The sequence below is a fragment of the Arthrobacter sp. zg.Y820 genome (assembly GCF_030125555.1).
Taxonomy (GTDB): Bacteria; Actinomycetota; Actinomycetes; order Actinomycetales; family Micrococcaceae; genus Arthrobacter_B.
The window spans coordinates 508,692-535,438 of sequence record NZ_JASKLX010000001.1 but is presented as its reverse complement, the minus strand read 5'-3'; the positions used below and the strand labels follow the sequence as shown (position 1 = coordinate 535,438).

General features: G+C 66.9%; 29 protein-coding genes and 1 tRNA gene. 8 read left to right on the top strand and 22 right to left on the bottom strand.

Going from position 1 to position 26,747, the window contains the following annotated elements; translation table 11 throughout:
* Positions 1-13 precede the first annotated feature (13 nt).
* Positions 14-1,393: a cystathionine beta-synthase gene (locus tag QNN99_RS02480; RefSeq protein ID WP_229964829.1), complete on the bottom strand. Its 1,380-nt coding sequence runs from the start codon at positions 1,391-1,393 to the stop codon at positions 14-16.
* Positions 1,394-1,518: 125 nt separating this feature from the next.
* Here QNN99_RS02480 and QNN99_RS02475 point away from each other — a divergent pair, with 125 nt between their 5' ends.
* Positions 1,519-2,508, top strand: coding sequence for a DNA-3-methyladenine glycosylase family protein (locus QNN99_RS02475; protein ID WP_229964828.1), 990 nt, complete (start codon positions 1,519-1,521; stop codon positions 2,506-2,508).
* A 17-nt stretch (positions 2,509-2,525) separates the two neighbouring features.
* Here QNN99_RS02475 and QNN99_RS02470 read toward each other — a convergent pair whose 3' ends face one another.
* The 5 genes from QNN99_RS02470 to QNN99_RS02450 form a co-directional block, all read right to left on the bottom strand.
* Positions 2,526-4,124 carry an ammonium transporter gene (locus QNN99_RS02470; protein WP_229964827.1) on the bottom strand — a complete coding sequence of 533 codons (1,599 nt, stop codon included), beginning with the start codon at positions 4,122-4,124 and terminating at the stop codon, positions 2,526-2,528.
* A 313-nt stretch (positions 4,125-4,437) separates the two neighbouring features.
* Entirely contained in the window at positions 4,438-5,655 is a 1,218-nt protein-coding gene (fdhA, locus tag QNN99_RS02465) for a formaldehyde dehydrogenase, glutathione-independent (RefSeq protein WP_229964826.1), read from the bottom strand.
* Between the two features lie 271 nt (positions 5,656-5,926).
* Complete coding sequence (trxA, locus tag QNN99_RS02460; RefSeq protein ID WP_229964825.1) at positions 5,927-6,325, bottom strand: thioredoxin; 399 nt, start codon at positions 6,323-6,325, stop codon at positions 5,927-5,929.
* 182 nt (positions 6,326-6,507) lie between these two features.
* Positions 6,508-6,589, bottom strand: a tRNA-Tyr gene (locus QNN99_RS02455).
* A gap of 125 nt (positions 6,590-6,714) precedes the next feature.
* Positions 6,715-7,098 carry a hypothetical protein gene (locus QNN99_RS02450; protein WP_229964824.1) on the bottom strand — a complete coding sequence of 128 codons (384 nt, stop codon included), beginning with the start codon at positions 7,096-7,098 and terminating at the stop codon, positions 6,715-6,717.
* A gap of 128 nt (positions 7,099-7,226) precedes the next feature.
* Here QNN99_RS02450 and QNN99_RS02445 point away from each other — a divergent pair, with 128 nt between their 5' ends.
* On the top strand, positions 7,227-7,718 hold the full coding sequence (locus QNN99_RS02445; RefSeq protein WP_229964823.1) for a YajQ family cyclic di-GMP-binding protein: 492 nt from the start codon (positions 7,227-7,229) through the stop codon (positions 7,716-7,718).
* 344 nt (positions 7,719-8,062) lie between these two features.
* The gene (locus QNN99_RS02440) at positions 8,063-8,218 is read left to right on the top strand and encodes a hypothetical protein (protein ID WP_229964822.1); all 156 of its coding nucleotides are present in this window, start codon (positions 8,063-8,065) and stop codon (positions 8,216-8,218) included.
* 118 nt (positions 8,219-8,336) lie between these two features.
* Here the strand turns inward: QNN99_RS02440 and QNN99_RS02435 are convergent, their stop codons facing one another.
* The 3 genes from QNN99_RS02435 to QNN99_RS02425 all read right to left on the bottom strand — a co-directional run bounded on the left by QNN99_RS02435 (position 8,337) and on the right by QNN99_RS02425 (position 11,371).
* Positions 8,337-9,014, bottom strand: a complete 678-nt coding sequence (locus QNN99_RS02435) for a histidine phosphatase family protein (RefSeq protein ID WP_229964821.1) — start codon at positions 9,012-9,014, stop codon at positions 8,337-8,339.
* Positions 9,015-9,059: 45 nt separating this feature from the next.
* Positions 9,060-9,932, bottom strand: coding sequence for a zinc metalloprotease HtpX (htpX, locus tag QNN99_RS02430; protein ID WP_229964820.1), 873 nt, complete (start codon positions 9,930-9,932; stop codon positions 9,060-9,062).
* A gap of 167 nt (positions 9,933-10,099) precedes the next feature.
* Complete coding sequence (locus QNN99_RS02425; RefSeq protein ID WP_229964819.1) at positions 10,100-11,371, bottom strand: MFS transporter; 1,272 nt, start codon at positions 11,369-11,371, stop codon at positions 10,100-10,102.
* Positions 11,372-11,493: 122 nt separating this feature from the next.
* Between QNN99_RS02425 and QNN99_RS02420 the strand changes: the two genes are divergently transcribed.
* Entirely contained in the window at positions 11,494-12,237 is a 744-nt protein-coding gene (locus QNN99_RS02420; RefSeq protein ID WP_229964818.1) for an MBL fold metallo-hydrolase, read from the top strand.
* A 15-nt stretch (positions 12,238-12,252) separates the two neighbouring features.
* On the opposite strand, the gene QNN99_RS02415 is transcribed toward QNN99_RS02420, so the two are convergent.
* Positions 12,253-13,050 carry an esterase/lipase family protein gene (locus tag QNN99_RS02415; RefSeq protein WP_229964817.1) on the bottom strand — a complete coding sequence of 266 codons (798 nt, stop codon included), beginning with the start codon at positions 13,048-13,050 and terminating at the stop codon, positions 12,253-12,255.
* Positions 13,047-13,802, bottom strand: coding sequence for an alpha/beta fold hydrolase (locus QNN99_RS02410; protein WP_229964816.1), 756 nt, complete (start codon positions 13,800-13,802; stop codon positions 13,047-13,049). The genes QNN99_RS02415 and QNN99_RS02410 overlap by 4 nt, the downstream gene beginning before the upstream one ends.
* Positions 13,803-13,893: 91 nt before the next feature.
* Here QNN99_RS02410 and QNN99_RS02405 point away from each other — a divergent pair, with 91 nt between their 5' ends.
* Positions 13,894-14,343, top strand: a complete 450-nt coding sequence (locus QNN99_RS02405) for a Fur family transcriptional regulator (protein WP_229964815.1) — start codon at positions 13,894-13,896, stop codon at positions 14,341-14,343.
* A gap of 35 nt (positions 14,344-14,378) precedes the next feature.
* Positions 14,379-15,869, top strand: coding sequence for a catalase (locus tag QNN99_RS02400; protein ID WP_229964814.1), 1,491 nt, complete (start codon positions 14,379-14,381; stop codon positions 15,867-15,869).
* A gap of 185 nt (positions 15,870-16,054) precedes the next feature.
* On the opposite strand, the gene QNN99_RS02395 is transcribed toward QNN99_RS02400, so the two are convergent.
* The 6 genes from QNN99_RS02395 to QNN99_RS02370 are packed head-to-tail and all read right to left on the bottom strand — an operon-like array spanning position 16,055 to position 21,275.
* Entirely contained in the window at positions 16,055-16,942 is an 888-nt protein-coding gene (locus tag QNN99_RS02395; protein ID WP_442860462.1) for a prenyltransferase, read from the bottom strand.
* Positions 16,939-17,319 (bottom strand): lycopene cyclase domain-containing protein, encoded by a 381-nt coding sequence (locus QNN99_RS02390; protein WP_229964813.1) that lies wholly within the window; start codon positions 17,317-17,319, stop codon positions 16,939-16,941. Before QNN99_RS02390 ends, QNN99_RS02395 begins: the two co-directional genes overlap by 4 nt.
* Positions 17,316-17,666 (bottom strand): lycopene cyclase domain-containing protein, encoded by a 351-nt coding sequence (locus QNN99_RS02385; protein WP_229964812.1) that lies wholly within the window; start codon positions 17,664-17,666, stop codon positions 17,316-17,318. Before QNN99_RS02385 ends, QNN99_RS02390 begins: the two co-directional genes overlap by 4 nt.
* Entirely contained in the window at positions 17,666-19,297 is a 1,632-nt protein-coding gene (gene crtI / locus QNN99_RS02380; RefSeq protein ID WP_229964811.1) for a phytoene desaturase family protein, read from the bottom strand. The genes QNN99_RS02385 and crtI overlap by 1 nt, the downstream gene beginning before the upstream one ends.
* Entirely contained in the window at positions 19,294-20,205 is a 912-nt protein-coding gene (locus QNN99_RS02375; protein WP_229964810.1) for a phytoene/squalene synthase family protein, read from the bottom strand. The genes crtI and QNN99_RS02375 overlap by 4 nt, the downstream gene beginning before the upstream one ends.
* Before the next feature lie 2 nt (positions 20,206-20,207).
* Positions 20,208-21,275 (bottom strand): polyprenyl synthetase family protein, encoded by a 1,068-nt coding sequence (locus QNN99_RS02370; protein ID WP_229964809.1) that lies wholly within the window; start codon positions 21,273-21,275, stop codon positions 20,208-20,210.
* 35 nt (positions 21,276-21,310) lie between these two features.
* Between QNN99_RS02370 and idi the strand changes: the two genes are divergently transcribed.
* The gene (idi, locus tag QNN99_RS02365; RefSeq protein ID WP_229964808.1) at positions 21,311-21,844 is read left to right on the top strand and encodes an isopentenyl-diphosphate Delta-isomerase; all 534 of its coding nucleotides are present in this window, start codon (positions 21,311-21,313) and stop codon (positions 21,842-21,844) included.
* Positions 21,845-21,874: 30 nt separating this feature from the next.
* Here idi and QNN99_RS02360 read toward each other — a convergent pair whose 3' ends face one another.
* The gene (locus QNN99_RS02360) at positions 21,875-22,615 is read right to left on the bottom strand and encodes a glycosyltransferase family A protein (RefSeq protein WP_229964807.1); all 741 of its coding nucleotides are present in this window, start codon (positions 22,613-22,615) and stop codon (positions 21,875-21,877) included.
* A gap of 101 nt (positions 22,616-22,716) precedes the next feature.
* Here QNN99_RS02360 and QNN99_RS02355 point away from each other — a divergent pair, with 101 nt between their 5' ends.
* Complete coding sequence (locus tag QNN99_RS02355) at positions 22,717-23,346, top strand: DUF2238 domain-containing protein (protein ID WP_229964806.1); 630 nt, start codon at positions 22,717-22,719, stop codon at positions 23,344-23,346.
* 127 nt (positions 23,347-23,473) lie between these two features.
* Here QNN99_RS02355 and QNN99_RS02350 read toward each other — a convergent pair whose 3' ends face one another.
* From QNN99_RS02350 to QNN99_RS02335, 4 genes are all read right to left on the bottom strand, one after another.
* Positions 23,474-24,658 carry a TerC family protein gene (locus tag QNN99_RS02350; RefSeq protein WP_229964805.1) on the bottom strand — a complete coding sequence of 395 codons (1,185 nt, stop codon included), beginning with the start codon at positions 24,656-24,658 and terminating at the stop codon, positions 23,474-23,476.
* Positions 24,659-24,807: 149 nt separating this feature from the next.
* Positions 24,808-25,470, bottom strand: coding sequence for a nucleotidyltransferase family protein (locus QNN99_RS02345; RefSeq protein ID WP_229964804.1), 663 nt, complete (start codon positions 25,468-25,470; stop codon positions 24,808-24,810).
* A gap of 5 nt (positions 25,471-25,475) precedes the next feature.
* A complete protein-coding gene (locus tag QNN99_RS02340) occupies positions 25,476-25,781 on the bottom strand; it encodes a DUF4193 domain-containing protein (protein WP_229964803.1) in 306 nt (101 codons plus the stop codon).
* 514 nt (positions 25,782-26,295) lie between these two features.
* A complete protein-coding gene (locus tag QNN99_RS02335; RefSeq protein WP_229964802.1) occupies positions 26,296-26,673 on the bottom strand; it encodes a hypothetical protein in 378 nt (125 codons plus the stop codon).
* Between the last annotated feature and the right edge of the window lie 74 nt (positions 26,674-26,747).

The following is a 26,747-nucleotide window of genomic DNA, read 5'->3' as shown; positions in this document are numbered from 1 at the left end:
GGTTCGCTCCTTGCTAGATGCTCATGTAGGACAGCAGGTCGTGCCGGGTGAGTATTCCCACCGGCGCGCCCTCGGAGGTGACCATGACGGCGTCGTTCTCCTGCAGCTTTTCCTTCGCCGCGGCCACCGAGTCGCCGGCGCCGACCATCGCCAACTGCGGTCCCATATGGTCGCGGATGCTGTCAGTGGGCTTGGCCTCGCCGCGGAACAGCTTTTCCGTCAGCGAGCGCTCATCGGCGGATCCCAGGACCTCGCCGATCCGCACCGGTGGTTCCTGGGACAGCACCGGGATGCAGGAAACGCCGTATTTGTTGAGGATGTTGATGACGTCCAGGACCGTCTCGTTCGGATGGGTGTGCACCAGATCCGGCAGCGAACCGTCCTTCGTGGCCAGCACGTCGCGCACCGAGGCTTCCTGCTCGGCTCCCTGCAGGAACCCGTAGGAGCGCATCCACTCGTCATTGAAAATCTTGCCCATGTATCCGCGTCCGCTGTCCGGCAGCAGGACCACGACGACGTCGTCGGGCCCCAGGTCCCGGGCCGCGCGCAGGGCAGCCACCACCGCCATGCCGGAGGACCCGCCCACCAGCAGTCCCTCTTCGCGGGCCAGGCGGCGGGTCATGGCGAAGGATTCCGTGTCGTTGACGGCAATCACCTCGTCCGGAACCGACGGATCGTAGTTGTCCGGCCACATGTCCTCGCCCACTCCCTCCACGAAGTAGGGGCGCCCGGTGCCGCCGGAGTAGACCGATCCCTCCGGATCGGCGGCGATGATGCGGACCGCGCCCGACGAGCGGTCCGCCGAGACTTCCTTCAGGTACCGGCCGGTGCCGGTGATTGTGCCGCCGGTTCCGGCGCAGGCCACAAAATGGGTCACCGTGCCGTCGGTGTCCCGCCAGACTTCGGGACCCGTGCTCTCATAGTGGCTGGCCGGGGCGGCGGGGTTGGAGAACTGGTCCGGCTTGTACGCGCCCGGGATCTCCCGCACCAGGCGGTCGGAAACCCCGTAGTAGGAATCGGGGCTTTCCGGGGCGACCGCGGTGGGTGTCACCACAACTTCGGCGCCGTAGGCCCGCAGCACGTCGCGTTTCTCCACGCCCACCTTGTCCGGCGTGACGAAGATGCACCGGTAGCCCTTTTGCTGCGCCACCAGGGCGAGCCCGACGCCGGTGTTGCCGCTGGTGGGTTCGATGATGGTGCCGCCGGGCTTCAGTTTGCCCTCGCGTTCGGCCGCCTCGATCATGCGGACCGCAATGCGGTCCTTGATGGAGCCGCCCGGGTTCAGGTATTCCAGCTTCACCAGCACCGTGGCCGCAAGGCCATCGGTCACGTTGTGCAGCTTCACCAGCGGGGTATTGCCGATCAGGTCCAGGACTGTATCTGCATACTTCATGTGCAACACGTTACTTGTTCGGCAGGACCGGTCCAGCTTTCCGCGGAACCCGGCGTAGCAAAAGCCACACGGGCCGTTCCTTACCGGGGCCCGGCAGCGTCAGCGGTGCGTGCGACGATGGAGATATGTCCGTGTCCATCCCGGTGTCCGTGCCGGTGTCCGCTGCCGCGGGAGCCGGAGCCCTGTCCCTGCTGTGGGAGTCCGGCCGCCCGTTTTCCCTGGCCCTGTCACTGGGCATCCTGGCCCACGGCCGGAAGGACCCCTCGGTGCGGCTCGGCCCGGGCGTCGCCTGGCTTGCCTTCGCCACACCGGAGGGCAACGCCACCCTGGCGCTTCGCGAGCAGCCCGCTCCTGCGCCGGGCGCCAGGATCCTCGCCCGTGCCTGGGGTCCGGGCGCCGAGTGTGCGCTGGCCGGCGTTCCCGCGCTGCTCGGAGACGCCGATGATTGGACGGCCTTCGACGAGCCCGGCTTCACCGCCACCCTGCCCCCGGCTGTGGCCGAGACCCGCCGCCGCCATCCCGGCCTGCGTCTGCCCAGCACCGGAAGGATGCTCGACAGCATTGTGCCGGTGGTCCTGGAGCAGAAGGTGACGGCGATGGAGGCGTACTACTCCTGGCGGTACCTGGTGACCAGGTACGGCGTCGACGCGCCCGGTCCGGTGCCGGCGGGGCTGAAGGTTCCGCCGACGGCGGCCCAGTGGCGCCGGGTCCCCAGCTGGGACTGGCACCGGGCGGGCGTGGATTCGCACCGCTCGGGCACCATCCTGCGCTCCTGCGCCGTCACCTCCGGCCTGGAGCGGCTGGCCGCCGTTCCGCTCGGCCCGGACCTGACGGAACGCCTGTGTTCGGTTCCCGGGATCGGCCCCTGGAGCGCCGCTGAAATCACGCAGCGCACCCACGGAGCCCCCGACTCCGTGTCGGTGGGCGACTATCATCTGGCGGCGTTCGTGGGCGAGGCACTGACCGGACGGCGGACCGACGACGCCGGGATGCTCACCCTGCTCCGGCCCTGGCTGGGCCACCGGCAGCGGGTGGTGCGCCTGCTGGTGCTGAGCGGTTTCCGCAAGCAGGCGTTCGGCCCGCGGCTGTCACCGGAAGACCACCGGCGCCGCTGACGGCGCCCCGGACGGGGTTAGTGCGGCTCAATCGCCACCCGGTAGATCGATGACGGATCGGCTCCGAAGCGCTTGAGCACCGACACGACTGCCTCCTCGTGGTCGCTGTCGACAGCCGCGTAGACGCGCAGCCGGTCATCGAAGTCCAGTTTCCGTTTCTGTCCGCGGAAGTTCTCCGTGCGGACCGTCCCGGAGTACACCGCGGCATCCGCCAGTTCCAGTGACCGGGCTCCGGCCATCAGCAGCGCGTCCCGCAGGCCGTCGATCCGGCCCGTGTCCAGCACGGCGCTGAGCAGGTACGCCGGCGGGCCGATGCGGCTGTCCGTGTTCCTGCCGGCGAACAGGCCGTCCTCGGCGCTCCGGCCGCTTGTCGTCGGCCGTGAAATGATCCCGCTCAGCGCGTAGCCGGACGCCCCCTGCTGCACGCGGTCCAGGTCCTCCTGCTCGGGGCCGGGTTCGCGGAGACCTATGGTGCGGCTGATGACAGCGGCCAGAATCCAGCTCAGGACGAAGGAGAACAGCACCACGCAGACAACGGCAACCACCTGGTGCCAGAGAAGCAGTCCCCCGCCGCCGGTGAAGACCCCGTCCTCGCTGACCGCGTTGACGGAGCTGTCCGCGAAGAACCCCAGGAGCAGCGACCCCAGCACCCCGCCCACGAAATGGACGGCAATAACGTCCAGGGCGTCGTCGTAATGCAGGACGTGCTTCAGCCGCACCGCGAAGCAGCACACGCAGCCGGCGATCAGCCCAATGAGCAGGGCTGCCCCGGTGCTCACATACCCGGCGCAGGGGGTAATGGTCGCCAGGCCCGCGATGGCACCGGACGCCGCGCCCACCAAGGTGGAGTTGCCGCTGCTGAGCCGTTCCACCAAAAGCCAGGTCAGCATCGCCGCACCGCCGGCCACGTGGGTGTTGACCAGCGCCTGGGCGGCAATGTCATTTGCCTGCAGGCCGTCTCCGGCGTTGAACCCGAACCAGCCGAACCACAGGATCCCGGCGCCGACCAGCATCATGGGCAGGTTGTTGGGGGAGGTTTTAAGGTTCGGCCAGCCGTGGCGCCGTCCCGCCACCAGAAGGACAGCAACGGCCGCGGCTCCCGCGGAGGCATGCACCACTATTCCGCCGGCCCAGTCCTGCGCGCCCAGTTGCACGAGCCATCCCTTCGGATGCCACAGCCAGCGAGCCACCTGCGGATACACGAGGATGGACCAGGCCGCAAGGAACACGGTCCAGCCGGCGAATTTCAGCCGCCCCGCAGTTGCTCCCGTCAACAGCGCCGGGGTGATGATGGCAAACATCATCTGATACGCCACAAAGGCGAGCGCCGGAATGGTCACCCCCGCCGCCACGGTATGGAACTGCGGGGTATCCACGGTAATGAGGGCAAACGCGTCGAACTCCCCGACCAGCGAGTTGCCCCTGTTGCTGAAGGCCAGCGTGTACCCCACCAGCACCCAGGTGACGGTAATGATGCCCAGCGGAATGATGTTCTGCATCATCATGGTCAGAACGTTCCGGACCGGGACCATGCCCCCGTAGAAGAGCGCCAGGCCCGGAGTCATGAACAGGACAAGGCCTGCACAGATGAGAACCCAGGCGGTGTCCCCGTTCATGGCCGGACTCCCCCGGCTGCGGGCGGAACGGGACAACTGTGGTGATCGGCAGGCTCGCGAGCGGACATGGCATCCCCGTTTCCAACGCTGCATTGGTGAGTATTTGGAGGCCCCCGAGCCGCAGATACGGCTGGAATTCCGGTTCAACGACTGTACGTCCCGGTCCGGAAGCAGCGGAAGACACCCCTTCACCCAGCGCAGCCCAGAGGCCGAAACCGTGCGGTTCCGGCCCCTGGGCTGCGCTGTGGCGTTGTGATGTGGTGGTGTGCCGGCCCTGAGGCGCGGCGGTGCGGGCGGTGCGGGCGGTGAGCCGCTAGGCAGGCACCATCCCGTTGGGATCGATGACGTATTTGCGCGCCACCCCGGAGTCGAACTCCTGATACGACTCCGGCGCCTGGTCCAAGCTGATGGTCGTCGCGTTCACGGCCTTGGCGATCTGCACCTTGTCGTGCAGGATCGCCATCATCAGGTCCCGGTGGTATTTCATCACCGGACACTGCCCGGTGGTGAAGGACAGCGACTTCGCCCAGCCGGTCCCCAGCGACAGGGACAGCGAGCCCACCTTGGCCGCTTCGTCCACGCCGCCGGGATCGCCGGTGACATAGAGACCCGGAATACCGAGCGCTCCGCCGGCGGCAGTGATGTCCATGAGGGAATTCAGCACCGTGGCCGGTGCCTCCGTCCCCGAGCCGTGTCCGTGTCCGCGGGCTTCAAAGCCGACGGCGTCCACCGCGCAGTCCACTTCCGGCACACCGAGCAGCTGCTCGATCTGGTCCTTGGGGTCGCCCTTGGACACGTCAACAGTTTCACAGCCGAAGCTGCGGGCCTGGGCCAGGCGTTCCTCGTTCAGGTCGCCGACGATGACGACGGCGGCGCCCAGCAGCTGCGCGCTGGCAGCGGCTGCCAGCCCCACGGGACCGGCGCCGGCGATGTACACGGTGGAGCCCACGCGCGTGCCCGCCGTGATGGCCCCGTGGTACCCGGTGGGGAAAATGTCCGAGAGCATGGTCAGGTCCAGGATTTTCTCCATCGCCTGGTCCTTGTCCGGGAACCGCAGCAGGTTCCAGTCCGCGTACGGCACCATCACGTACTCGGCCTGGCCCCCTACCCAGCCGCCCATGTCCACATATCCGTAGGCGGCGCCCGGCCGGGCCGGATTCACGTTCAGGCAAATGCCGGTTTTGCGTTCCTTGCAGTTCTTGCATCGTCCGCAGGAAATGTTGAAGGGAACCGAGACCAGGTCTCCCACGGAATGGAACTCCACATCGGGGCCGGTTTCCACGATTTCGCCGGTGATCTCGTGCCCCAGGATCAGGTTCGGCGGTGCGGTGGTGCGGCCGCGGACCATGTGCTGGTCCGAACCGCAGATATTGGTGGTCACCACTTTCAAGATGGCACCGTGAGGCAATTTGCGGCCGATATTGGCCGGGTTGACCCCCGGACCGTCCTTCAGCTCGAACGTTGGATAGTCGATGTCCTGGACTTCCACGACACCGGGTTCCATGTAGGCAACTCCGCGGTTTCCATTCATAGGTCTTCGCCTCGCTCTTATCGTCGTTGACTGTGAGCCTCGCGGGCGGTCGGGATTTCCGGGAGCGTGTCTCGAAAATGCTGCTGGGAAAATTTCGGCTGAGAAACTCTCGGCTGAGAAACTCTCGGCTGGCCCGGTTCCGCTCAAGGTGCGTCCGATCCTACCGCCGCCGGGGTGCCCGGAACAGGGTGCCGGGACGGTTAAAAAAGACCGCGGAGGCTCCCCTTCGGGGAACCTCCGCGGTCTTGCAGTCTGTGCTGCTGAGCGGGTGTTAGCTGACCTGCCCGTCCGAGCCGGCCGCTGCCTGCCCGTTCTCCTGCGCTGCGATCTGTTCGTGGACGGCCTTCATGTCCAGTCCCTTGACCGCGTCCACCAGTTCGCTGAACTGGGAAGCGTTGAGGGCACCGGGCTGGGAGAAGACCAGGACCTTCTCGCGGAACGCCATCAGGGTGGGGATGGAGGTGATGCCGGCAGCGGCTGCCAGGCCCTGCTCGGCCTCCGTGTCCACCTTCGCGAAGGTGATGTCGTCGTGCTTCTGGGAAACGGCGTCGTACACCGGTGCGAACTGCTTGCACGGGCCGCACCAGTCTGCCCAGAAGTCCACGAACACGATGTCGTTTTCCTCAATGGTCTCGGGGAACGTTGCCTCGGTGATGTCAATAGTTGCCATCCTCCAACGCTATCCGGCAGGTGTGGAGATGTCTCTACGTGTTCGCTCAGCGGTGAAGGGTGCGGCTGAGGCCTGAATCATGGAGCGTCCGGGCTGTCGCGGCCCGCCGGGCACGGCCGTTTCCGGGCAAGAAAAAACCCGCTCCGGCCAGTTTCCTGGTGGAGCGGGCTCTTTCCGTTCGGTGGCAGATACTGGATTCGAACCAGTGAAGGCGTTGCCAGCTGATTTACAGTCAGCCCCCTTTGGCCGCTCGGGTAATCTGCCGAACATCTTCGTGATGAAGATTCGCCGCAAGCGACTGCGGCCTAAACAACTTTACAGAACTTTTGCCCAAGATACGAATCGGCGGCGGGAGCGGCTGTTTCCGGAGCCCGCCGCCGCACCCGGCACTACAGTCCGCGGGCGATCCGGGACTGCATCTGCGTGTAAAACTGATCCGCCTGCTGCTGCGTCACGGAGCCCCAGGCGACGGCATTCGCCAGGTCCTGCCGGATGCCCAGCAGCCTTCCCTCATCGGATGTCCTGCGGTCCGTGTCACTGCCCGGCGTGTCACTGCCCGGCGTGTCACTGCCCGGCGAGCCCGCGGCTTCTCCCGGGCGGTCCAGCGGTGCCAGGAAGGACCGCAGCTCCGCGGCGGAGGCCGGTGCGGCGGCAGCCCCCACCCCCGTAATCGATACCGCTGCCAGAACGGATCCTGCGGCCGCGGTGCGGAGCCTGCTCAGATGGGTGCGTCGGGGGCGGGGGGCTTCCGGGTGCTTTCCTGTCGTAGTCACCCCCACACTGTCGCGGCAGAAGATGGGACAAGTCCCGGGATAGCCTGAGTGGAACCTGTGAGGGCTGCCACCGAAGCCCGGAGCTACTAGGCTGGATGCAGGAGAAAAAACTACTGCAAGGAGCGCCCATGGCCAGCGAGTCATCATTTGATGTTGTGAGCAAGATCGACAAACAGGAAGTTGCCAACGCCCTGAACCAGGCGCAGAAGGAACTGTCCCAGCGCTACGACTTCAAGGGAGTCGGCGCCGAGGTGGATTTCAGCGGGGAGAACATCCTCATGAAGGCCAACTCAGAGGAGCGGGTCCTGGCGGTCCTTGACGTCCTGCAGTCCAAGCTGGTCCGGCGCGGCATTTCCCTGAAGTCGCTCGACGCCGGCGAGCCGTTCGCCTCCGGCAAGGAGTACCGGATCGAGGCCTCCATGAAGGAAGGCATCGCCCAGGACCAGGCCAAGAAGATCAACAAGATCATCCGCGACGAGGGGCCCAAGGGCGTGAACTCCCGGATCCAGGGCGACGAGCTGCGCGTGACCTCCAAGTCCCGCGACGACCTGCAGGCCACCATGGCCCTGCTCAAGGGTGCCGACGTGGACGTGGACCTGCAGTTCATCAACTTCCGCTAGACCACACACATATGGCCTAGTCAGGCCTGAATAGTTGGCCTCAGTCCGCACTGAGTCCGCAGGATTATCGAGGACCGCAGCCATCAGACCATCGGCTGCGGTCCTCGTCTTGTCCGCAGCAGTCGGCCAGAGGTGGCTGTAAGTGTTCAGTGTGATTGTTGATTGTGCCTGGGCATGCCCCCGGGCCGACACCTCTTGGACCAATTCTGAGATTCAAGCCGGGCTCCGACGGTCAGCTGAGCCCACAATTTATTCCAGGAGCTCATCGTTCATTCGAAAAGCACAGCGACCGGCCGCAGCTCAGCGGCGCCACATGGGCCGGTTTGTCATCTAGACTCACGCCCATGACCGACTTTGAGAAGTTCCTGAACCTCGTGGCCGAATATCAGATTGCCAAAGACGGCGAGAAATTCCTACGCTCTTCTCCGATGCTCCGCCCAGCTTCTGTCGTTGCGCAGGAAGCCGAAGACGCGCTCCTGGCATACCTGGCCGCGCGATGAGGGCTAACGACTAATCGAACACCGATGACACTGCACGCCTCGTCGTGTGGATCCGAGACCATCGGGGCCACAAAGACGATTGGGCGGCAGAGCCAGAGCATGACCCCTTCGGTTAGTCCTAGAGCAACACGTCCTCGCCGGCGGGGCCGTCCTCGCCGTAATCACGCAGCTCGCGGCCGCCCACCGCCTCGCCCATCCAGGTGAGCAGCTTCCACCGGTCGGGGGCGCCGTCGTCGGCGGGAACGGATTCCATCACGGCCATGCCGGTGTTGCTCAGCGCGCCTTCCACGATGAAGTCAGGTTCCACGTTGTCGGCCCGGAACGTGCACCACGCGCGGATCATCGCGCCGTGGCTGACCACCACGGGCATCGTCAGGCCGGCTGCCTGCAGCTCGGCGATCACGGCGTCGAACCGACCGAAGGTCTCGTGGCCGTTCGGCCCGCCGGGCATGTGCACGTCCAGGTCGCCCTTCACCCAGCTGTAGACGGTCTTGAGGTAGGCGACGACGGCGTCGCGGTCATTGCGCATTTCCAGGCTGCCGGCGGAGACCTCGCGCAGGCCGTCGCGCACTTCCACCGGCAGGCCCAGGGCTGCCGCCAGCGGGGCGGCGGTGAGCTGGGTGCGCACCAGGTTGGAGGCGTACACGGCGTCGATCGGTTCCCCGGCCAGGGCTTCCGGCAGGGCCGCTGCCTGCGCCAGCCCCAGCTCAGTCAGTCCCGGCCCGGGGACCGCCGTGTCGAGGTAATGGTGGACGTTGGACGGAGTCTGGCCGTGCCGGATCAGTATCAAACGCATGGAACCGACCCTACCGGCATCGCCGAAGCGTTCCTGAACATGCGGTCAGGATCCCAGCGGACGGCCGGCCATGTTCTCCAGCCGCCGGATGCGGTCAGGCATGGGCGGATGGGTGGCCAGCAGGCCGCGGACGCCGTTCCGGAACGGGTTGGCGATCATCAGATGTGCCGTGTTCGCCAGCTTCTGGTCGGTGTCCGGCAGCGGGGCGCGCTGGGTGCCGGTTTCCAGCTTGCGCAGGGCGGAGGCGAGCGCCAGCGGATCGTCGGTGAGCTTCGCGCCGTCCTCGTCGGCGTCGTACTCCCGGGTCCGGCCAATCGCCATCTGAATCAGTGAGGCCGCGAACGGAGCAAGGATGGCCATGGCAATCATGGCCAGCGGATTGCCGTTGCGGCGGTCGCCGCCGCCGAAGTAGAGCAGGAACTGGCCCAGCGAGGTGATCACGCCGGCAATGGCAGCGGCCACCGAGGAGGTGAGGATGTCGCGGTTATAGACGTGCATGAGTTCGTGGCCCAGGACGCCGCGCAGCTCGCGCTCGGTGAGCAGGGCCAGGATGCCCTGGGTGCAGCACACTGCGGCGTGCTGCGGGTTGCGGCCGGTGGCGAAGGCGTTCGGTGCCATGGTCGGCGAAATGTAGAGCCTGGGCATCGGCTGGTTGGCGCGGGCCGAAAGCTCGCGGACAATCCGGTACATTTCCGGAGCCTGCTGCTCGGTGACGGGAACCGCCCGCATCGCGCGGATGGCCAGCTTGTCGCTGTTCCAGTAGCTGTAGGCAGTGGTGGCCAGCCCGATGAACAGGAACACCCAGATAAAGGTGGGGCTTCCGGTTCCGCTGGAGAGCAGGGCTCCAATGCCCAGCAGCACGGCGAAGAGCACTCCGAACAGTGCGGCAGTCTTCAAACCGTTGAAGTGTTGGTGCACGTGAAGTTCCTTCCTGAGCGGATCTGCACCGGACCCCGGCATGGTGCCCGGAGATGACCGGATCCGCGAAACGTCAGTCTATCCACCGATATCAACGCTCCATAGGGTGCTCATGTTCCGCGCGGCCCCGGGGCTGAAACCGGGTTCCGGGACAGCGCCGGCTCCGGCTACGGCTCCGGGTGGCGCGCGTCGTAGCGGGCGAACCGCGGCTGCCTGCGGGCCAGCACCCCCACCAGCACCACACACACCAGTCCTCCGATGACCGCGGCCCAGCCCTCGCCCAGGAAGGATGCATCGACGCCGGCCACGAGGTCACCCAGCCGGGGCCCGCCGGCCACCACCACCACGAACACCCCCTGCAGCCGTCCGCGCATGGCATCCGGCGTAGCCGACTGGAGAATGGTGGAGCGGAACACGCCGCTGACCGAATCGGCGATGCCCGCGCAGCCCATGGCGACGGCGGCCGGAATCAGCCAGGCGCTGGGGTCATCCCCCTCGTTGCGGCCCGCCATGACCACCACCGCGCCGAAGGCGGACACGGACAGCCCCCAGGCCGCCACCGACCAGAGCACCGCCAGCCCCTGCCGCCGCACGGCGCCCAGGGGCCCGGAGAACAGCCCGGCCAGGAAGGCGCCGACGGCGGTGGCCGCCAGCAGCACGCCCACCGTCGTTGCTCCGCCTCCGAGCAGCAGGGCGCCGACGGCGGGCAGCAGCGCCCGGGGCTGCGCCATCACCATCGCTGCCAGATCCACCAGGAACGTCATCCGGATGTTCGGCCGGGTCGCCAGGAAACGGAACCCGTCCAGCACGGATTTAAGGCCCGCCTTCTGCACCTCGCCCTCCGGGGGCATGGGCGGCAGCCGGTACACCGCCCACATCGCGGCGGTGAAGGTGACGACGTCGATCGTGTAGGTCCAGCCGTAGCCCACCCGGGCCACCAGGACCCCGGCCAGCAGCGGTCCGACGGTCATGGCCAGGCCGAAGGTGATCATGCTCAGGGCATTCGCCGCCGGCAGCAGTTCCGGCCGGACCAGCCGCGGAATGATCGCGCTGCGGGCCGGATGGTTCAGGCCGCTGGCTCCGGCGTTGACCGCCACCAGGGCGTAGAGCAGCCAGATGTTGCCCACTCCAGCCCAGGCCTGGGCGGCGATGCCGATGGTGGATACCCACAGCAGTACGGAGGAAAGGAGGGCGACCTTGCGGCGGTCATAGGCGTCCACGATCGACCCGCCGTACAGGCCGGCCACAATCAGGGGAATCAGCCCCACCAGCCCCAGGAGCCCGACGTAGAAGCTGGAGGACGTCAGGGAATAGACCTCCAGGCTCACTGCCACGAGGGTCAGCTGGGTGCCGACGGCGGACAGCGCCGTTCCGGTCCACAGCCGCCGGTATTCGGGGCTTTCGCGCAGCGGAGAGAGGTCGGCGAGGAGTCTGGGCATCCGAGCAGTCTAAGCGGCGGCGGCTTAGGTTTCCGGACGACGCTGCCCGCCGGCTCGGGACCTGGGATAAACAGCGTGCTTAGGATAGAGCGGGAAGTGCCGGAACCTACCTTGGAGGTCATGTGTTTACTCGGAACGTTGCGGAAGGAATCCACCGCATCGAGCACGCCTACGTCAATACCTACCTGGTGGAGGACGACAACGGCCTGGCCATCATCGATGCCGGGCTTCCCGGCATGTGGCCGGAGCTCGTCCGGGCAGTGAAGGAACTTGGTTACGGGCCGGGATCCGTCTCCGCCCTGGTGCTGACCCACGCACACTTTGACCATGTGGGCACCGCTGCCCGGATCCGGCAGAAGTTCCGCACACCGATTCTGGTGCACGACGCCGACCGGTACATTGCGGCGCATCCCTACCGGTACGAGCATGAAAACAACCGGTTCCTGTATCCGGTTCGCTATCCGCGGTCGATTCCCTATCTTGGCGCGATGACGGCGGCCGGGGCGCTGAACGTCCGGGGCGTCACCGACGTGCACAGCCTGGGCGGGGACAGCGGAAGCTCCCTTCCCGGCCGGCCCCGGATCCTGCACACGCCCGGGCACACTGCCGGGCACGTGGCCCTGCACTATCCGGAGCGGGACGCGCTGATCTGTGGAGATTCGCTGGTCACGCTCAATCCCTACACCGGAGCCAAGGGCCCGCAGATCGTCTCCGGCGCCGCCACTGCCAACAGTCCGGAGGCGCTGGAGTCCCTGGGCCTGCTGGCCAAGACAAAAGCCCCGCTGCTGCTGACCGGCCACGGGGAGCCGTGGACCGGCGGAGCCGAGGCCGCCGTCCAACAGGCGCTGGCGCGCGGCGCTTCCTAGGGTGCACGGCGGGGCCTAAGCCTGGCCGTCCAACTCCTGCTCCAGCACCGCGAGGAGCCGCGGATCGCCGATGGGCCGAAAGTGCCCCATCGTCTCCAGCCGGATGTTGCGGGCACCGGGCAGGTGGCTGCCGCCGGGAATGTGCGGATCAAAACGGCTGTACACCGAGGTGATGCGGGCATTGATGTCGCTGCTCTCCTGCAGCCGGCGCAGGAACTTGTTGCGGGGCGCAAAGGCGCGGATGGACGGCAGCACAAAGAAGTTGGCGTAGACGGATCCGGAGAAGGGCGTATTGACCGCCACCATCCGGTCCACCCGGCGGCCGCCCTCCGGCAGGAGCATCAGCTGTTTGCCGATCAGCCCGCCCTTGCTGTGCGCCACCGCCACCACGCCGCTCAGATCATGCTCCACCAGATACTCCTGGACCAGCACCGCCATCCGGTCGATCCGGCCCCGGTTGTAGCCCAGCGGCGCCACCGTGTGCACGGGATGTCCGCGGGCGGAAAGGGCCTCGGCGAGCGGACGCAGGAACTGCCAGTTTTCATAAACGCCGGGAATCAGGATGACCGGGCAGCGCTGGCTGCCCGCGGCGGATTCTTTGGACGGAGCCAGGTAGACAGCCGGATCCTTGCGGAACAGAAAACCGCGCACCTGCCAGTACGCCACGTAGGCATAGTCGGCCGCCCAGGCGCGGGCCTGCATCAGCCGGCGGCGCCACCACGGTCCGGTGCCTGCGCTCGTGCCGGCGCTCGTGCCGGCGTTCGTGCCGGCGTTCGTGCTGCCGCCGGGCCTGCCGTTGGTGCGCCGCTTCACTGCCCGGAGGCCGCTTCCCGCAGCAGCGCAGCGGTCCGCGCCGGTTCGGTGAACATGCAGACATGCGGCTGTCCGGGCAGCTCCACGGCAACGGCCCCGGGCCGTGCGGCGGCCAGCTCCTGCAGCCAGCGGGCGGGCACAATCGGATCGCGGCCCCCGCGGATCAGCGTCACCGGCACTTCCACCCCGCCGATGCGCTGCTCGAGCCGATGCCTCACCATCTTGGGCATGGTCCGCAGATACCAGCGAGGACCGGCACGCAGATAGTCGGTGAGCAGCATCCAGTTGACGGCCGGCGGTTCGCGCAGGCAGTCCTGCGCCAGCCGCAGCCCCTGCAGCACTGCGTTGCGCTCGCCGCGGTTGATGGTGGGACTGAGCAGCACCACCGAGGTGACCAGGTCCGGTGCCAGCAGCGCCATTTCCGTCACCACCTGGCAGCCCATGGAATGGCCCACCCATTGGGCGGAGCCGATGCCGGTGGCCCGCAGGGCGTCGCAGTTGACGGCGGCAAAGCCGGCCATGTCCAGGCTGTGGGACGGCTTCGGCGCGGAACCGAACCCCGGCATTTCCAGCGTGTGCACGGTGCAGGTCTGTGCGAGAAGGTCCACCAGGCGGGAGAAATAGCGGCCGGACGCCCCAATGCCGTGCACGAGCACCACGTTCCGGGCGCCGGCGCCGTAGGTGCGGATATCGACGTCGTACCCCCGAATCCGCACGCGCTGATGGTGTGCCTGCGCTTTGATGCTGGCCAAAGGATCTCCCCCGTCGTGGTTTGCGTCTGCATCCAGTGTGCCACCACGGAGCTTATTATGAATTATTCATAATTAGTGGTTAGCTGGGGTCATGACATCGACAGCAGCCCCCACCGAGACCACCGAAACGTGGACCGGAGCGCTGCGTGCCCACGGCCGTCGGGTCACCAAGCAGCGGCTGGCGGTCCTCAACGCCGTCGAACGCCTGCCGCATTCGGTGGCCGACGACGTCGCTGCCGCAGTGCGCGGCGAACTTCCCGACATCAGCCTGCAGTCGGTCTACGTGGTCCTGGCGGACCTGACCGACATCGGCCTGCTGCGGAAGATCGAACCGCCGCACTCCCCGGCCCGGTACGAGACCCGCGTGGACGACAACCATCACCACGCGATCTGCACCGAATGCGGGCGGATCGAGGATGTGGACTGCGCAGTGGGGCACGCACCGTGCCTGACGCCGGACAACACCCACGGCATGACCATCCAGATTGCGGATGTGCTCTACCGGGGAATCTGCGCCGACTGCGCCGCCAAAGCTTCCTGACTCACCTGCTTCACCCCCTTATGGAAAGAGAGAGTATGTCGAATTTCACCACCACCCAGACCGGTACTCCGGTTGCCAGCGACGACCAGTCGCTGAGCGCAGGCGCCAACGGCGCCATCGCCCTTCACGACCGTTACCTGGTCGAGAAGCTGGCCCAGTTCAACCGCGAGCGCATCCCGGAGCGCATCGTGCACGCCAAGGGTGGCGGCGCATTCGGTGAATTCGTTGTTACCGAAGATGTCTCCAAGTACACGCGTGCCGCTGTCTTCCAGCCGGGCGCCGTGACGGAAACCGTCCAGCGCTTCTCCTCGGTTGCCGGCGAGCAGGGCTCCCCCGACACCTGGCGCGACGTCCGCGGCTTCGCGATGCGTTTCTACACGTCCGAAGGCAACTACGACATCGTCGGAAACAACACCCCGGTGTTCTTCATCCGCGACGGCATCAAGTTCCCGGACTTCATCCACTCGCAGAAGCGCCTCCCGGGTTCCGGCCTGCGCGACGCCGACATGCAGTGGGACTTCTGGACCAACTCCCCCGAGTCCGCACACCAGGTCACGTACCTGATGGGTGACCGCGGCATCCCGACGTCGTGGCGCGAAATGCCCGGCTTCGGCTCGCACACCTACCAGTGGATCAACGCCGCCGGTGAGCGCTTCTGGGTGAAGTACCACTTCACGTCCAACCAGGGCAACCATGAAATCGACGGTGCCGAGGCAGAGAAGATTGCCGGCGCCGACGCCGACTACTACCGCCGCGACCTGTACGAGGCCATCGAAGCCGGCAACTTCCCGTCCTGGGACCTGCACGTGCAGGTCATGCCGTACGAAGATGCCAAGACGTACCGGTTCAACCCGTTCGACCTGACCAAGGTCTGGCCGCACGCTGACTACCCGCTGATCAAGGTGGGTACCCACACCCTGAACCGCAACCCGGAGAACTTCTTCGCGCAGATCGAACAGGTTGCCCTGTCCCCCGCGAACCTGGTCCCCGGCATCGACGCCAGCCCGGACAAGATGCTGATGGCCCGCATCTTCTCCTACCCGGATGCCCAGCGTTACCGCATCGGCGCCAACTACAACCAGCTGCCGGTCAACGCGCCGAAGGCTCCGCTCAACAACTACTCGCAGGACGGCGCCATGCGCTTCTCCTACAACACCCCGGAAACCCCGGTCTACGCACCGAACACGCTGGGCGGCCCCGTGGCCGACGCAGCGCTGGCCGGCGCCGGCAGCTGGGAGAGCGACGGCGCATTGGTACGCGCCGCTGCGACCCTGCACTCCGAGGACAGCGACTTCGGCCAGGCCGGTACCCTGTACCGCGAGGTGTTCGACGACGCCGCCAAGGAGCGTTTCCTGGAAACGATCACCGGTGCCGTCTCCGGCGTGCAGCGCCCGCACATCCGCGAAGCCGCGATCCAGTACTGGACCAACGTTGACGCGACCCTGGGCGAGAAGCTGCGCCTGAACCTGGCGACCGGCGACACCACGCCGATCGAAAAGGCTGAGTTCGTGGGCGTTGCCGAGTAACTTCGGTTAGTTCCACACCTCGGGCTTTGCGCCCGAACATCTTTGCCCCTGAACAGTAAGAGCGACCGGTCCCTTCGGGGGCCGGCCGCTCTTGTCTTTCCCGCGAGATGGCAGAAAGTGCACGTCCCAGCGCTCAGAGACGCACTTTCTGCCATCTCGCGCTACCGGGGAGGGGCCAGATCCCGCTACCGGGAGGGCCAGTACCAGATGATCAGCATTGTCACGAGGAAACCGGTGAGGAAGTTCAGCTTCAGGAACCGCTTCCACCCGGCGTTGGCCTGCTCCGAGTCCGCGTCGGAAATCCCCCGGAACGGCAGCAGGTTCAGGATGTAGGGCACCGCCAGCAAACCGCCGAGCGCGGCCGGCCACGGGATGAGCAGCATCAGCAGCCCGCCGGCGAGGTAGGCGGCGGCGGCGATCCGGACCACGGCCCTGGCTCCGAGCACCGTGGCAATGGAACTGATGCCGCCCTCGCGGTCCGGCACCACGTCCTGAACGGCCCCGAAGGCCTGGCTGGCCATGCCCCAGAGGAAGAACGCGCCCAGCACCGCCCACAGCCCCGGCGTAAAGACCGCGCCGGCAAGCACCAGCCCGTAGACCGCCGGTGAGACGAAGTGCGTGCTGGAGGTGACCGAGTCCAGGAACGGCCGTTCCTTGAACCGCAGCCCCGGCGCGCTGTAGGCAATGACGGCAAACACGCTGATGGCAAGCACCAGCCAGGACAGCGGATTGCCCAGCAGGATAAGCGCGATCAGGAACGGCACATTGGTGACGACGGCGGCCCACAGCGTGATCCGGTGGACGCCGCGGTCCAGGACGGCGCCCTCCACCCCGCCCTTGCGCGGATTGTGCAGATCCGATTCGTAGTCGAAGACATCGTTAATGCCGTACATCGCCAGGTTGTAGGGAATCAGGAAGTACAGCGTGCCCAGCACCCAGGTCAGGTCGATGCCGCCGGTGGTGATCAGGTAGGCGGCGGCAAAGGGATAGGCGGTGTTCACCCAGGACAATGGCCGGGACGAGACCAGCAGCATCCTCAGCGTTGATCCCGGGGTCCGGGTTGAGGTGCTCACTGCTTCTCCTCGGTGTCGGTGTCAACTGCAACGGCAGGCGGGGTCGTGCTGCCCGGCTTTGTTCCCAGCAGCAGCCACAGCGCCGGCAGCAGCAGCACAGCCGCCAGCGCGTAGGCGAAGTCTTCCAGCGGAGCGCTGCCGATGAACGCGCCGGAAATCCGGTCCGGGTTGTAGCCGAACAGGCCGGCAGCGATCATCACGTTGTCGAACACCGCGGTGAGGACCAGCAGCACCGCGGCGGTGATCGCCAGTGCGGCCAGCACGCCTTTCCGGCCGGGAACCCCGGGGCGGGCAGCAGCAGTCCGGCGCAGGACGGCGAAAACCAGCACGGCGGCGGCCGGAACCAGGAACACGGCGTTGAGCGCCCAGTACGTCATCGCTGTGCTTCCTGGTGCTGGGTGCGGCGGAGGGCGGCCCGGCGGAGGACCAGCGAGACCAGGCCGAACAGCACCATGGTCAGGTAGCAGAGGAAGGCCAGGAAGAAGACCTCTTCAACGGGCAGGTGCGGAGCCAGGACAACACCGAGCATGATCGGCGTTTCACCGCGGTAAAAGATGTCCATGCCAATGCCGCCCAGGTCCCAGAGCAGGAAAAACGCCAGGCCGATGACCGTCACCAGAGCCGCGCGCCGGGCGTCGGCGAAGAAGAACAGCTTGAACCGGTGGTCCAGCAGCCCCATGCAGGCGATCGAGGCCAGCAGCAGGAGCAGATAGACGGCACCCATCAGGACCGGCTCCGCTGGTTCGGCCCGGGCTCCGGCGTTGCGGCAGGCACCGGCAGCTCTTCGGTGCTGGTGTCCCCGCGGAGCCGTTTGAGCACAAGTTCGGCGCTGATCAGGCACATCGGCAGGCCGATGCCCGGCAGCGTGGAGCCGCCGGCGTAGAGCAGTCCGTCCACCTTGCGGCTGGCATTGGAGCCGCGGAAAAAGGCGCTCTGCTTGAGCACATGCGCGGGGCCCAGGAGCGTGCCGCGCCAGGAATTCAGGTCCTGCACAAAATCCTGCGGCCCCACGGTTCGCCGGACGGTGATGCGGTCGGCCAGATCCGGAATGTCCGCCCACTGGGAAATCTGGGCGATCACGGCATCGGCCATCCGATCAATCCGCTCGTCCCCGCCGCCGTCCAGCCCGCCGGAGCCCAGGGCTGGGTCCGAAGGCACCGGCACCAAGACAAACAGGTTCTCGTGCCCCTCGGGCGCAGCGGCCGGATCCGTGGCACTGGGTCGGCAGACATAGAGCGACGCCGGATCGGGAACCGATTTGTCCCTGCCGAAGATCTTGCCGAAATTTTCTTTCCAGTCCGAGGTGAAGAGCAGCGTGTGGTGGGCCAGGGACGGCAGTTCGCCGCGCACGCCCAGATGCAGCAGCAGGCCGCCCGGGCCCGGAATGCGGCGGCGCCAGTAGCGTTCCGGATAGGTCTGCAGTCGCTGCGGCAACAGCATGGTCTCGGTGTGGTGCAGGTCCGCCGCGGAGACCACCAGATCGGCTTCCAGAGTGAGCGCCTGCCCGGAACCGTCGGTGTAGTCGACGCCGGTGGCGCGGGGCTTGCGCCGGGAAGCGGACTCCGAGGTGCGGATCCGGGTCACTGCGGCGCCGGTGTGGATCGTGACGCCCTCGGCCCGGGCCAGCGAGTCGATGACGTCGATAAGGCGGGTGAAGCCGCCCATCGGATACAGCACGCCGTCGGCCAGGTCCAGCCGGCTCATCAGGTGGTACATGCTCGGCGTGGTGTAGGGCGAGGAGCCCAGGAACACCGCCGGATAGCCCAGAATCTGCCGGATCCGGGGGTCGGTGAATTTCCGGGCCACAAAGGAACTCAGCGGCTGGAGCAGCAGCTGGGCCAGCCGCGGTCCGCGCCGCAGCACGTCCGCGCGCAGCAGGGGCAGGAAGGAGGCGAAGGTGGAGTAGAGGAAGCGCTTTTTGGCCATGTCATAGACCTCGATGGCGGAGTCCAGGTACTTTTCCAGCCGGGCGCCGGCCCCGGGCTCGAGCGACTCGAACAACTTCACGTTCTCGTCCCGGGTGGCGGCAATGTCCACCGGTTCGGCGGAGCCTTCAAACAGCACCCGGTAGCCCGGATCCAGCCGGACCAGGTCCAGCTGCTCCGCCGCTGAGGTGCCCAGCAGCCGGAAGAAATGGTCAAAGACCTCGGGCATCAGGTACCAGGACGGTCCGGTGTCAAAGCTGAAGCCGGCGCTCTGCCAGGTTCCGGCCCGCCCGCCGACCACCGGCTGCTTTTCCAGCACCGTGACCGCAAGGCCCTCCCGGGCCAGCAGGGCGGCGGTCGCCAGCCCGGTGATGCCGCCGCCAATGACGACGGCGGTGCGGGGCGGTGCGGATTCGGTCCTGCGGGTCATGACAGCCTTCCGGCGGTTCGCCCGCGCGGCGCCGAGCGGCGGAGGCGGTGGGTGACAAGGGTTTCTGCCGCGATGCGCAGCTTGACCGGATTGGGCACCCGGATGCGGGTGCTGCGCAGCTGCTCCGCCGGAGTCGCCCGCAGGCGGCGGGACAGCTCGGTGAACAGTTCCTGGGCCAGGGCGACGGCGGGCCGGGCCGCGGGAGGAAGCTCGGCGATGGAGGCACCGGACACCAGCAGGTCGGCGTCGATGTCATCGAGCAACCGGTGCTTGTCCGGCTCCGAAAACGAGGTCACGCTCACGCCGGGGAAGTAGCTGCGGCCCAGGGCATCGAAGTCGTCGGCGAGGTCCCGGAGGAAGTTGACCTTTTGGAACGCCGCCCCCAGCCGCTGGGCGCCTTCCTTCAGTTGCTTCAGCCGGTCGTCGCTGACGGAGGTGCCCTCGAGGAAGCACAGCAGGCACATCAGGCCTATCACCTCGGCGGACCCGTACACGTAGTCGTCGAAGGACTCCGGGGTGTGCTCGGTGCGCAGCAGGTCCGCGCGCATGGACCGGAAGAACGGAGTGGTCAGTTCCTCGGTGATGCCGGTGGCGCGGGCGGTCAGGGCGAAAGCATGGACCACCAGGTTGACGCTGTAGCCGGTGCGCAGGGCCTGCCGGGTGTCGGCCTCCAGGTCGTCCAGCATCCGGCCGACCTCGGCCGGCGGAAGATCCGCGGCGGCAGCCACGCCGTCGACGATTTCGTCGGCCAGCCGCACCAGCGCGTAGATGCCCTCGATCTGCCGCCGGGTCCGGGTCCGCAGCAGCCGTGAGGCGAGTCCGAAGGACGTCGAGTAGGAGCGGATCATCACCGACGCGGTTTCCACCGCCACCCTGTTGTAGAGCTCCAGGCCGGTTTCGCGGACCATCCCTAGCGTCCCCGGTTCACGGCGCCGGCAACGATGCGTTCCAGCACCAGGCGCAGCGGGGCGGGGATGGCCGGGGAGTCCAGATGGGTCCGGGCCCGGGCGGCAAACTCCTCCGCCAGGGACTGGGCGTAATCGCGGGCACCGCACCGGGTCAGGACCGCCCGGGCCCGGTCCGCGTCTTCGGGCGTGAGATCGGGGTTGCCGATCAGGTGCGAGAGCTCGCCCCAGCAGGGCCCCTGCGACGCGTGCGAGATGAGCACCGTCCGCTTGCCCTCGCGGAGATCGCTGAGGTTCGATTTGCCGGTGGCGCTCTCCTTGCCGAAGACGCCCAGCAGGTCGTCCACCAGCTGGTAGGCGATTCCCGTGTCCCGGCCGAAGTCGCCCAGGATGGCGACGACGTCGTCGTCCGCTCCGGCAAGCACCGCACCGGCCTGCAGGGGCGCCTCGAAGGAGTAGACGGCGGTTTTCAGCCGTTCCATGTCCAAGATCTCGCGCACCGGCGGAGCACCCGGAGAGAAGGAGAAGTCGACGTCGATCAGTTCCCCGGCCGCTGACGCGAACACCGCCTCGTCGAGGATTTCGGCCAGGCGCAGCCGGGTCCGCGGATCCGTGTCCACGGTGTCCAGCATCCGAAAGGCGCCGGTCAGGGCCAGGTCGCCGGCGATGATACCGGTCGACATGCCGCGGTGCCGGGCTGCCTCCCGCGTCTGTCCCGCCGTCTCCGCCAGGGACCGGTAGACCCCGGACACGTTGTCATGGCCGCGGCGGACAAAGTCCAGGTCGATGACGTCGTCGTGGATGATCAGCGCGGTGTGCAGCAATTCAAAAGCCGCGCCCACCCGTGCCGCGGCGCCGATGTCGGTGCCTCCCAGGTGGCGGTACGCCGTCATGAGAATGCCGGGGCGGACCCGTTTGCCGCCTGCCGTCGACTGCTCCAGCGTCTCCCAGAGGCTAAGGTAACTGGGACTGACTTTGGCGGCGCGAAGCTTCGCCCGCTCAAAAAATCCCTTCAGGACGCCCTCCACCTGCTCGTGTCCGGTTGCTGGGTCGAGCAGGGGGTTGGTCTCCATAGGTAAAGTAAACACGGAGAACATACGGAGGAGAAATGGTAAAGCACGCGGAACTGGTCGTTCTCGTGGATCCGGACGGCACGCCCGTCGGTACGCACGAAAAAGCTACGGTGCACACCACCGACACCCCTCTGCACCTGGCGTTCTCCACCCATGTCTTCAACCCTGCCGGTCAGCTGCTCGTCACCCGCCGGGCCCTGAGCAAGCTGACCTGGCCCGGCGTGTGGACCAATTCCTTCTGCGGGCACCCCGGCCCGGGCGAATCAACCGACGACGCCGTCCTGCGGCGCGCCGAGCGCGAACTGGGCCTGGCCCTGCAGCCCGAACAGCTGACGCTGAAGCTGCCCGATTTCAGGTACCGCGCGGTGGATGCCTCGGGCATCGTCGAGCACGAGATTTGCCCCGTCTACACAGCGGTCACCGAGGCGGACCCGGTTCCGGCACCGGACGAAGTCATGGACTGGAAGTGGGCCGATCCGGTGGCCCTGGCCGAATCCGTGCGTCTGGCGCCCTGGGCGTTCAGCCCGTGGCTGGTGCTGCAGCTGCCCCTGCTCTACCCGGAGGCGTAGCGGCGCTTTACCCGGCGGCGTAGCGGCGCTTTACCCGGAGGCGTAGCGGCGCGGCCAGCGCACCCACGGCGCCTCCGCGGGCCAATGCGCCCACAGCGTATGGAAGGCGCGGCGGAAACGGCGGGCAAGGTTTGCGGTGCCGATGACCGCACGCGGCGCCATTCCCACCACGAGGGTCCGCTCAAAGCGGCATCGGTATTGCTGGCCCACATGCAGGCTGAGGCAGACGTCGTCGTGCATCTCCGGATCATCCCGGTGCACCGCGGGGCGGATCTGCTGCCACACGGATGTCCGCAGGGCCAGGTTCGATCCGAAGAGCGGCAGATGCCCCAGGGCCAAACCCATGGCCAGGTAGTAGGACCCGAGGTAGAGCACACTGAGCACGGCGCCCACCGGGCGGGGAAAGCCGTAGAAGGAGCCCGGTCCGGACAGCGCTCCAAGGGACGGCTCGGCGGCGAAAGCTTCCGCTATCCGCAGAACCCAATCCGCGGGCAGGACACAGTCGGCGTCACACCGTGCAATGATCTGGCCGCGGGCGGCGTCGTAGCCCGCGGACGCAGCCGCCGGGATGCCCGGTGCCGGTTCATGCACCACGCGGGCACCGTACCGGCGGGCAACAGCGGCACTGGCATCGGTGCTGTTGTTGTCCACCACCACCGTTTCGAAGGGCGGCAGCGATTGCCGGGCCAGCGAGGACAGGCAGGCGTCGAGGGCTGCGGCGTCGTTCAGGCAGGGAATCACCACGCTGACGGAGGGCAGGTCGGCAGGCATGGGGGAAGTCTAACCGTCGGTGGACCACTGACTGTTCCCCGGCGGGCGGCCCAGGCGGGGCTGCCCTCCCGCGGCCGAACGGGCTGCGCTACCGTGAATTCATGATCGACGCCCTCCTCCGCCGCCCCTCCGGTGCCGGAGAGTTCTTTGCCGACGCGGTGCGGCTTCTCTGCCTGTTCAGCCTCACGGCGGCTCTTCTTTGGTACGGCCCGGTGGAAGTGGCCGTGTTCCTGCTGGTGCTGATGGGAACCCTGATCTCCCGGTGCCTGGACATCTCCCGGGCGTTCGACGGCCTCTACGGGCTGACCCTGCTGGCAGCGGCATGGAGCAGCGTCGTGAACCTGTACGCACGCGTTGGCTGGTGGGATCTGCCGGTGCACTTCGCGGCCACCGGTGTCATTGCGGCAACGGCCTATCTCCTGCTGGCCCGCCTGGGTGCGGTTCCGGCGCCAAGCCCCCATGCCGGCGCCACGCTGCGGATCGCGGTTCCCGCCCTGGTTCTCGCCGTCGGCCTCGGAGTGAGCGTGCTCTGGGAACTGGGCGAGTGGTGGGGCTACACGTTCGTGGACGAGAGCATCAACGTCGGTTACCAGGACACCATGGGAGACCTGGCCGCGGGCGGGCTCGGCGCGCTGGTCGCGGGAGCCATGCTCGGCCGGGCGGCAGGCCGGCCGGTCCGGCCCGCCGGCCCCGGCTCCGGCGTGTCCATGGAGCACCGGCTCCGGCGCTGACCCGCCCGCGAAAAAAGGGCGCCGCCGGCATTGGTGCTTTGCCGGCGGCGCCCCAGGGGTGCTGCGTGTGCTGCGTGTCCTGGCTGTATTGCGTGTCCTGCCAGTACTGCGTGTACTGGCTGTATTGCTAGGACTTGATGTACTTCGCGTGCGCCTCGTGCGCCCGGGCCACCTCGGCCCTGATGGATTCGATGTCCTTGACCTTGTCGCGGTACTTCTTGTCCATCGTCAAGATCTGCTGCTCCTCCTCGCAGAGGGCCGTGTAGATGCGCTCGCGCTCTGCCTCGTCCGCCGTGTAGGAGAGGTCCAGGTAGCTGGTGGCATGCCGGCGGGCGTTCTTCACGGCCGCGGTGGCCTTGCCTGCAGGGCTCACCAGGGAGGCGATGACGGTGACCACGAGGACGCCGATGATCACGGTCAGCGACAGCCCGGTGCTGATCTCGATGACCGAAACGTGCTGGCCGTCGTTGATGAACGGCAGGGTGTTCTCGTGCAGGGCGTGCAGCACGAGCTTCACGCCGATGAAGGCGAGGATGGCTGCCAGGCCGTAGGAGAGGTAGATCAGGCGGTCCAGCAGTCCGTCGATCAGGAAGTAGAGCTGGCGCAGGCCCATCAGCGAGAACGCGGTGGCCGTGAAGACGATGTAGGTGCTCTGGGTCAGGCCGAAGATCGCCGGAATGGAGTCCAGTGCGAAGAGGATGTCGGTTCCGCCGATGGCCACCATGACCAGCAGCATCGGGGTGAGGACCTTCTTGCCGTTTTCAACGGTGAAGAGCTTGTCGCCGTCGTAGTGGTCAGTGGTGGGAAGCACCCGCTTGGCCAGGCGGATGATGAAGTTGTCCGCCTCGTCGTTCTCGCCTTCGGGCTTAAGCAGGTTCCCGGCGGTGAGCAGCAGGATCAGACCGAAGATGTAGAAGACCCAGGAGAAGGAGTTGATGAGTGCCGCGCCCAGGAAGATGAAGCCGGTGCGGGCAATCAGTGAGAAGACAATGCCGAACAGCAGGACCTTCTGCTGGTCTTCGCGGGGAACCCGGAAGCTGGCGATGATGATGAGGAAGACGAAGAGGTTGTCGACGGACAGCGCCTTCTCGGTCACATAGCCGGCGAAGTACTCAGCGCCGGCGGCGGATCCGCCGAAGACGAAGACCAATACGCCGAACAGCAGGGCCAGGCCAACATAGATGCTGGACCAGATGCCGGCTTCCTTGAGGGTTGGCGTGTGCGCCTTCCGAATGTGGAAGAAATAGTCAAAGGCCAGCAGGCCCAGAATGACGGCTAGCGTCACTCCCCAGATCAGGGGGGAAACAGTCATGGAACTCCGCTTTCGTAGGGTACGTCAAAGAACCATAGGTCTCTCCGGCGTCCCTGTGAACGGGTGCCCGCTGTTTCCGGCTGGAGCGTCGGTGCCCAACGTGTTGACGGATCACAGCGTAGTGGATACTCCCCTACGAATGGCCCAGTCTATCGGTTCCTGAACCGGAGCTGCCACACGGGGCCCGGTGCGGCTTCCAGCAGCGGCAGGTCAGCGGGGGCGTCCACGTCCCGGCCGTCGCCCAGGTCGGAACAGTCCACGACGTCGACTCTGCCCGGGTTGGCGGAGAGGAAGGCGCGGGCACCGGCGTCGCCCTCGGCGCCGCGGGCGGCTTCCAGGGCCAGCGCCGCGTCGAAAAGGACCGGATGCGCCCGGCGCAGGGAGTCCGCGCCGGGAGCGGATCCGGCCACCCGGTAGCCGGCGGCGGTGATCCGGCCAGGCCGGTGCTGGGCGATCAGCCCTGCAACGGCGGCCGCGGTGAGGCCGGGTTGATCCGCCAGGGCCACCAGGATCGGCGCTTCAGGGCAGTAGGCGGCCGCTGCCTGCACTCCGCAGCGGAACGAGGAACCCATGCCGGACTCCCAGTCTGGATTGGTGACGGCGGTGGCCGGACCGAGCCGGATTTTAGCCAGAACCTGCTCGGCTTCGAAGCCCAGCACCACGATGAGCCGGGTGCAGCCGCCGTCGTGCAGTTGGGCAATGATGGTTTCGATCAGGGGCCGGCCACGGAAGGGCAGCAGTGCCTTGTTTCCCAGTCCCAGGCGGGTGCCCGCCCCGGCCGCCAGCACGACGGCGGCCACCGGGGAAGGCAAGGTGATCAGCCTTCGCAGTCCGAGCAGTATTTCTGCCCGTTCTTTTCCAGGGCCACCTGGGAGCGGTGGCGGACCAGGAAGCAGGAGGCACAGGTGAATTCGTCGTCCTGGGCCGGGACCACCCGGACCAGCAGTTCTTCGCCGGAGAGGTCGGCGCCGGGAAGCTCAAAGTTTTCCGCAGCGTCGGTTTCGTCGACGTCCACTGCCGTGGCGGACGGTGTCACACTGCGCTGGGCCTGCAGTTCCTCCAGTGAGGCGGTGGAAGCTCCATCGTCCTCAGTCTTGCGCGGTGCGTCGTAATCTGTTGCCATCTGCGTTAACTCACACTCCATTTTCAGCTAGTACTTCGGGATCCGGCCTCGATCGTAACGGATGCACGCCATGCCCTCTGCTTCGCAGGGCAAAATTGGGGACATATTCGCCGCAGGCCGAACATCGCGTGTACACAGGGCCCGGGCGGTCCAGTTGCCGGTCAGGTTGCAGGGCCGAATCCGGGCGTGGTCCGGGCCGGATCCGGGCGCGGTCTGGGCGGGGTCTGCGGGGCGGGATGCGGGCTGCGCGCCGGGCTGTGAAAAGTGAAGAATCGGGGCTCTGCATCTTTTAGGCCCACAATATTAAGACAAACCTGCACGACAGGCAAGAAGCTCCCGCCAGGACGCGGCGTTCGCAGAGAGTGGGAACCCGCGCTGGTGATCCTGGTGATCCGCCCCTGGCATTCACCGGTGCCTCCCCGCCCGGCGAAGGGAAACGGGAGAAACGCCGGAGGGGGCGTTCCGTGGAACGCCCCCTCCGGGACTGCTGTCATGCTGAAGCGTTGGGCCGGCGCTACGGCTTCGGCTCGGGCTCAGCGGGCTTCATGGTGTGCTGTCCGCCGGAGGTGAAGGAACCGTTTGAGGTGGACCCCGTCGAGGGCGTGCTGCTCGCACCCGTTGAGGAACCGGACGGAGCGGTGGAGGTGCCCGACTCTGACGCGGGCTTGCCCGACGTGCTGGAGTGCGAGACCTTGTCCTTCGCGGTCGAAGCGACCTCGGTCACCTTCTCCTGCAGGCCCGGGGCCTTCTCCTTCGCCCATTCGGTACCGTGGGAAACCGTCTCCTGAACCTTGGGGTCCTTCCAGAGCTCCATCAGCTTTTCGCGGCCACCCTTGGAGCCGACCAAATAGCCAACGCCCACTCCGGCGAGAAATACGAACTTCTTAACCATTGTTGTCCTCATTCCTGCCCCGGTGAGGGGCATCGCGAATATCGTTCACATGCACACTACCGCCGAAAGCGGAA

What these genes read in the sequence shown, in the direction of transcription:
- QNN99_RS02480 (WP_229964829.1), bottom strand. Translation starts at nt 1,393, where the DNA reads ATGAAGTATGCAGATACAGTCCTGGACCTGATCGGCAATACCCCGCTG.
- QNN99_RS02475 (WP_229964828.1), top strand. Translation starts at nt 1,519, where the DNA reads ATGTCCGTGTCCATCCCGGTGTCCGTGCCGGTGTCCGCTGCCGCGGGA.
- QNN99_RS02470 (WP_229964827.1), bottom strand. Translation starts at nt 4,124, where the DNA reads ATGAACGGGGACACCGCCTGGGTTCTCATCTGTGCAGGCCTTGTCCTG.
- fdhA (WP_229964826.1), bottom strand. Translation starts at nt 5,655, where the DNA reads ATGAATGGAAACCGCGGAGTTGCCTACATGGAACCCGGTGTCGTGGAA.
- trxA (WP_229964825.1), bottom strand. Translation starts at nt 6,325, where the DNA reads ATGGCAACTATTGACATCACCGAGGCAACGTTCCCCGAGACCATTGAG.
- QNN99_RS02445 (WP_229964823.1), top strand. Translation starts at nt 7,227, where the DNA reads ATGGCCAGCGAGTCATCATTTGATGTTGTGAGCAAGATCGACAAACAG.
- QNN99_RS02440 (WP_229964822.1), top strand. Translation starts at nt 8,063, where the DNA reads ATGACCGACTTTGAGAAGTTCCTGAACCTCGTGGCCGAATATCAGATT.
- QNN99_RS02435 (WP_229964821.1), bottom strand. Translation starts at nt 9,014, where the DNA reads ATGCGTTTGATACTGATCCGGCACGGCCAGACTCCGTCCAACGTCCAC.
- QNN99_RS02425 (WP_229964819.1), bottom strand. Translation starts at nt 11,371, where the DNA reads ATGCCCAGACTCCTCGCCGACCTCTCTCCGCTGCGCGAAAGCCCCGAA.
- QNN99_RS02405 (WP_229964815.1), top strand. Translation starts at nt 13,894, where the DNA reads ATGACATCGACAGCAGCCCCCACCGAGACCACCGAAACGTGGACCGGA.
- QNN99_RS02400 (WP_229964814.1), top strand. Translation starts at nt 14,379, where the DNA reads ATGTCGAATTTCACCACCACCCAGACCGGTACTCCGGTTGCCAGCGAC.
- QNN99_RS02390 (WP_229964813.1), bottom strand. Translation starts at nt 17,319, where the DNA reads ATGACGTACTGGGCGCTCAACGCCGTGTTCCTGGTTCCGGCCGCCGCC.
- QNN99_RS02385 (WP_229964812.1), bottom strand. Translation starts at nt 17,666, where the DNA reads ATGGGTGCCGTCTATCTGCTCCTGCTGCTGGCCTCGATCGCCTGCATG.
- crtI (WP_229964811.1), bottom strand. Translation starts at nt 19,297, where the DNA reads ATGACCCGCAGGACCGAATCCGCACCGCCCCGCACCGCCGTCGTCATT.
- QNN99_RS02375 (WP_229964810.1), bottom strand. Translation starts at nt 20,205, where the DNA reads ATGGTCCGCGAAACCGGCCTGGAGCTCTACAACAGGGTGGCGGTGGAA.
- QNN99_RS02370 (WP_229964809.1), bottom strand. Translation starts at nt 21,275, where the DNA reads ATGGAGACCAACCCCCTGCTCGACCCAGCAACCGGACACGAGCAGGTG.
- idi (WP_229964808.1), top strand. Translation starts at nt 21,311, where the DNA reads ATGGTAAAGCACGCGGAACTGGTCGTTCTCGTGGATCCGGACGGCACG.
- QNN99_RS02360 (WP_229964807.1), bottom strand. Translation starts at nt 22,615, where the DNA reads ATGCCTGCCGACCTGCCCTCCGTCAGCGTGGTGATTCCCTGCCTGAAC.
- QNN99_RS02355 (WP_229964806.1), top strand. Translation starts at nt 22,717, where the DNA reads ATGATCGACGCCCTCCTCCGCCGCCCCTCCGGTGCCGGAGAGTTCTTT.
- QNN99_RS02350 (WP_229964805.1), bottom strand. Translation starts at nt 24,658, where the DNA reads ATGACTGTTTCCCCCCTGATCTGGGGAGTGACGCTAGCCGTCATTCTG.
- QNN99_RS02340 (WP_229964803.1), bottom strand. Translation starts at nt 25,781, where the DNA reads ATGGCAACAGATTACGACGCACCGCGCAAGACTGAGGACGATGGAGCT.
- QNN99_RS02335 (WP_229964802.1), bottom strand. Translation starts at nt 26,673, where the DNA reads ATGGTTAAGAAGTTCGTATTTCTCGCCGGAGTGGGCGTTGGCTATTTG.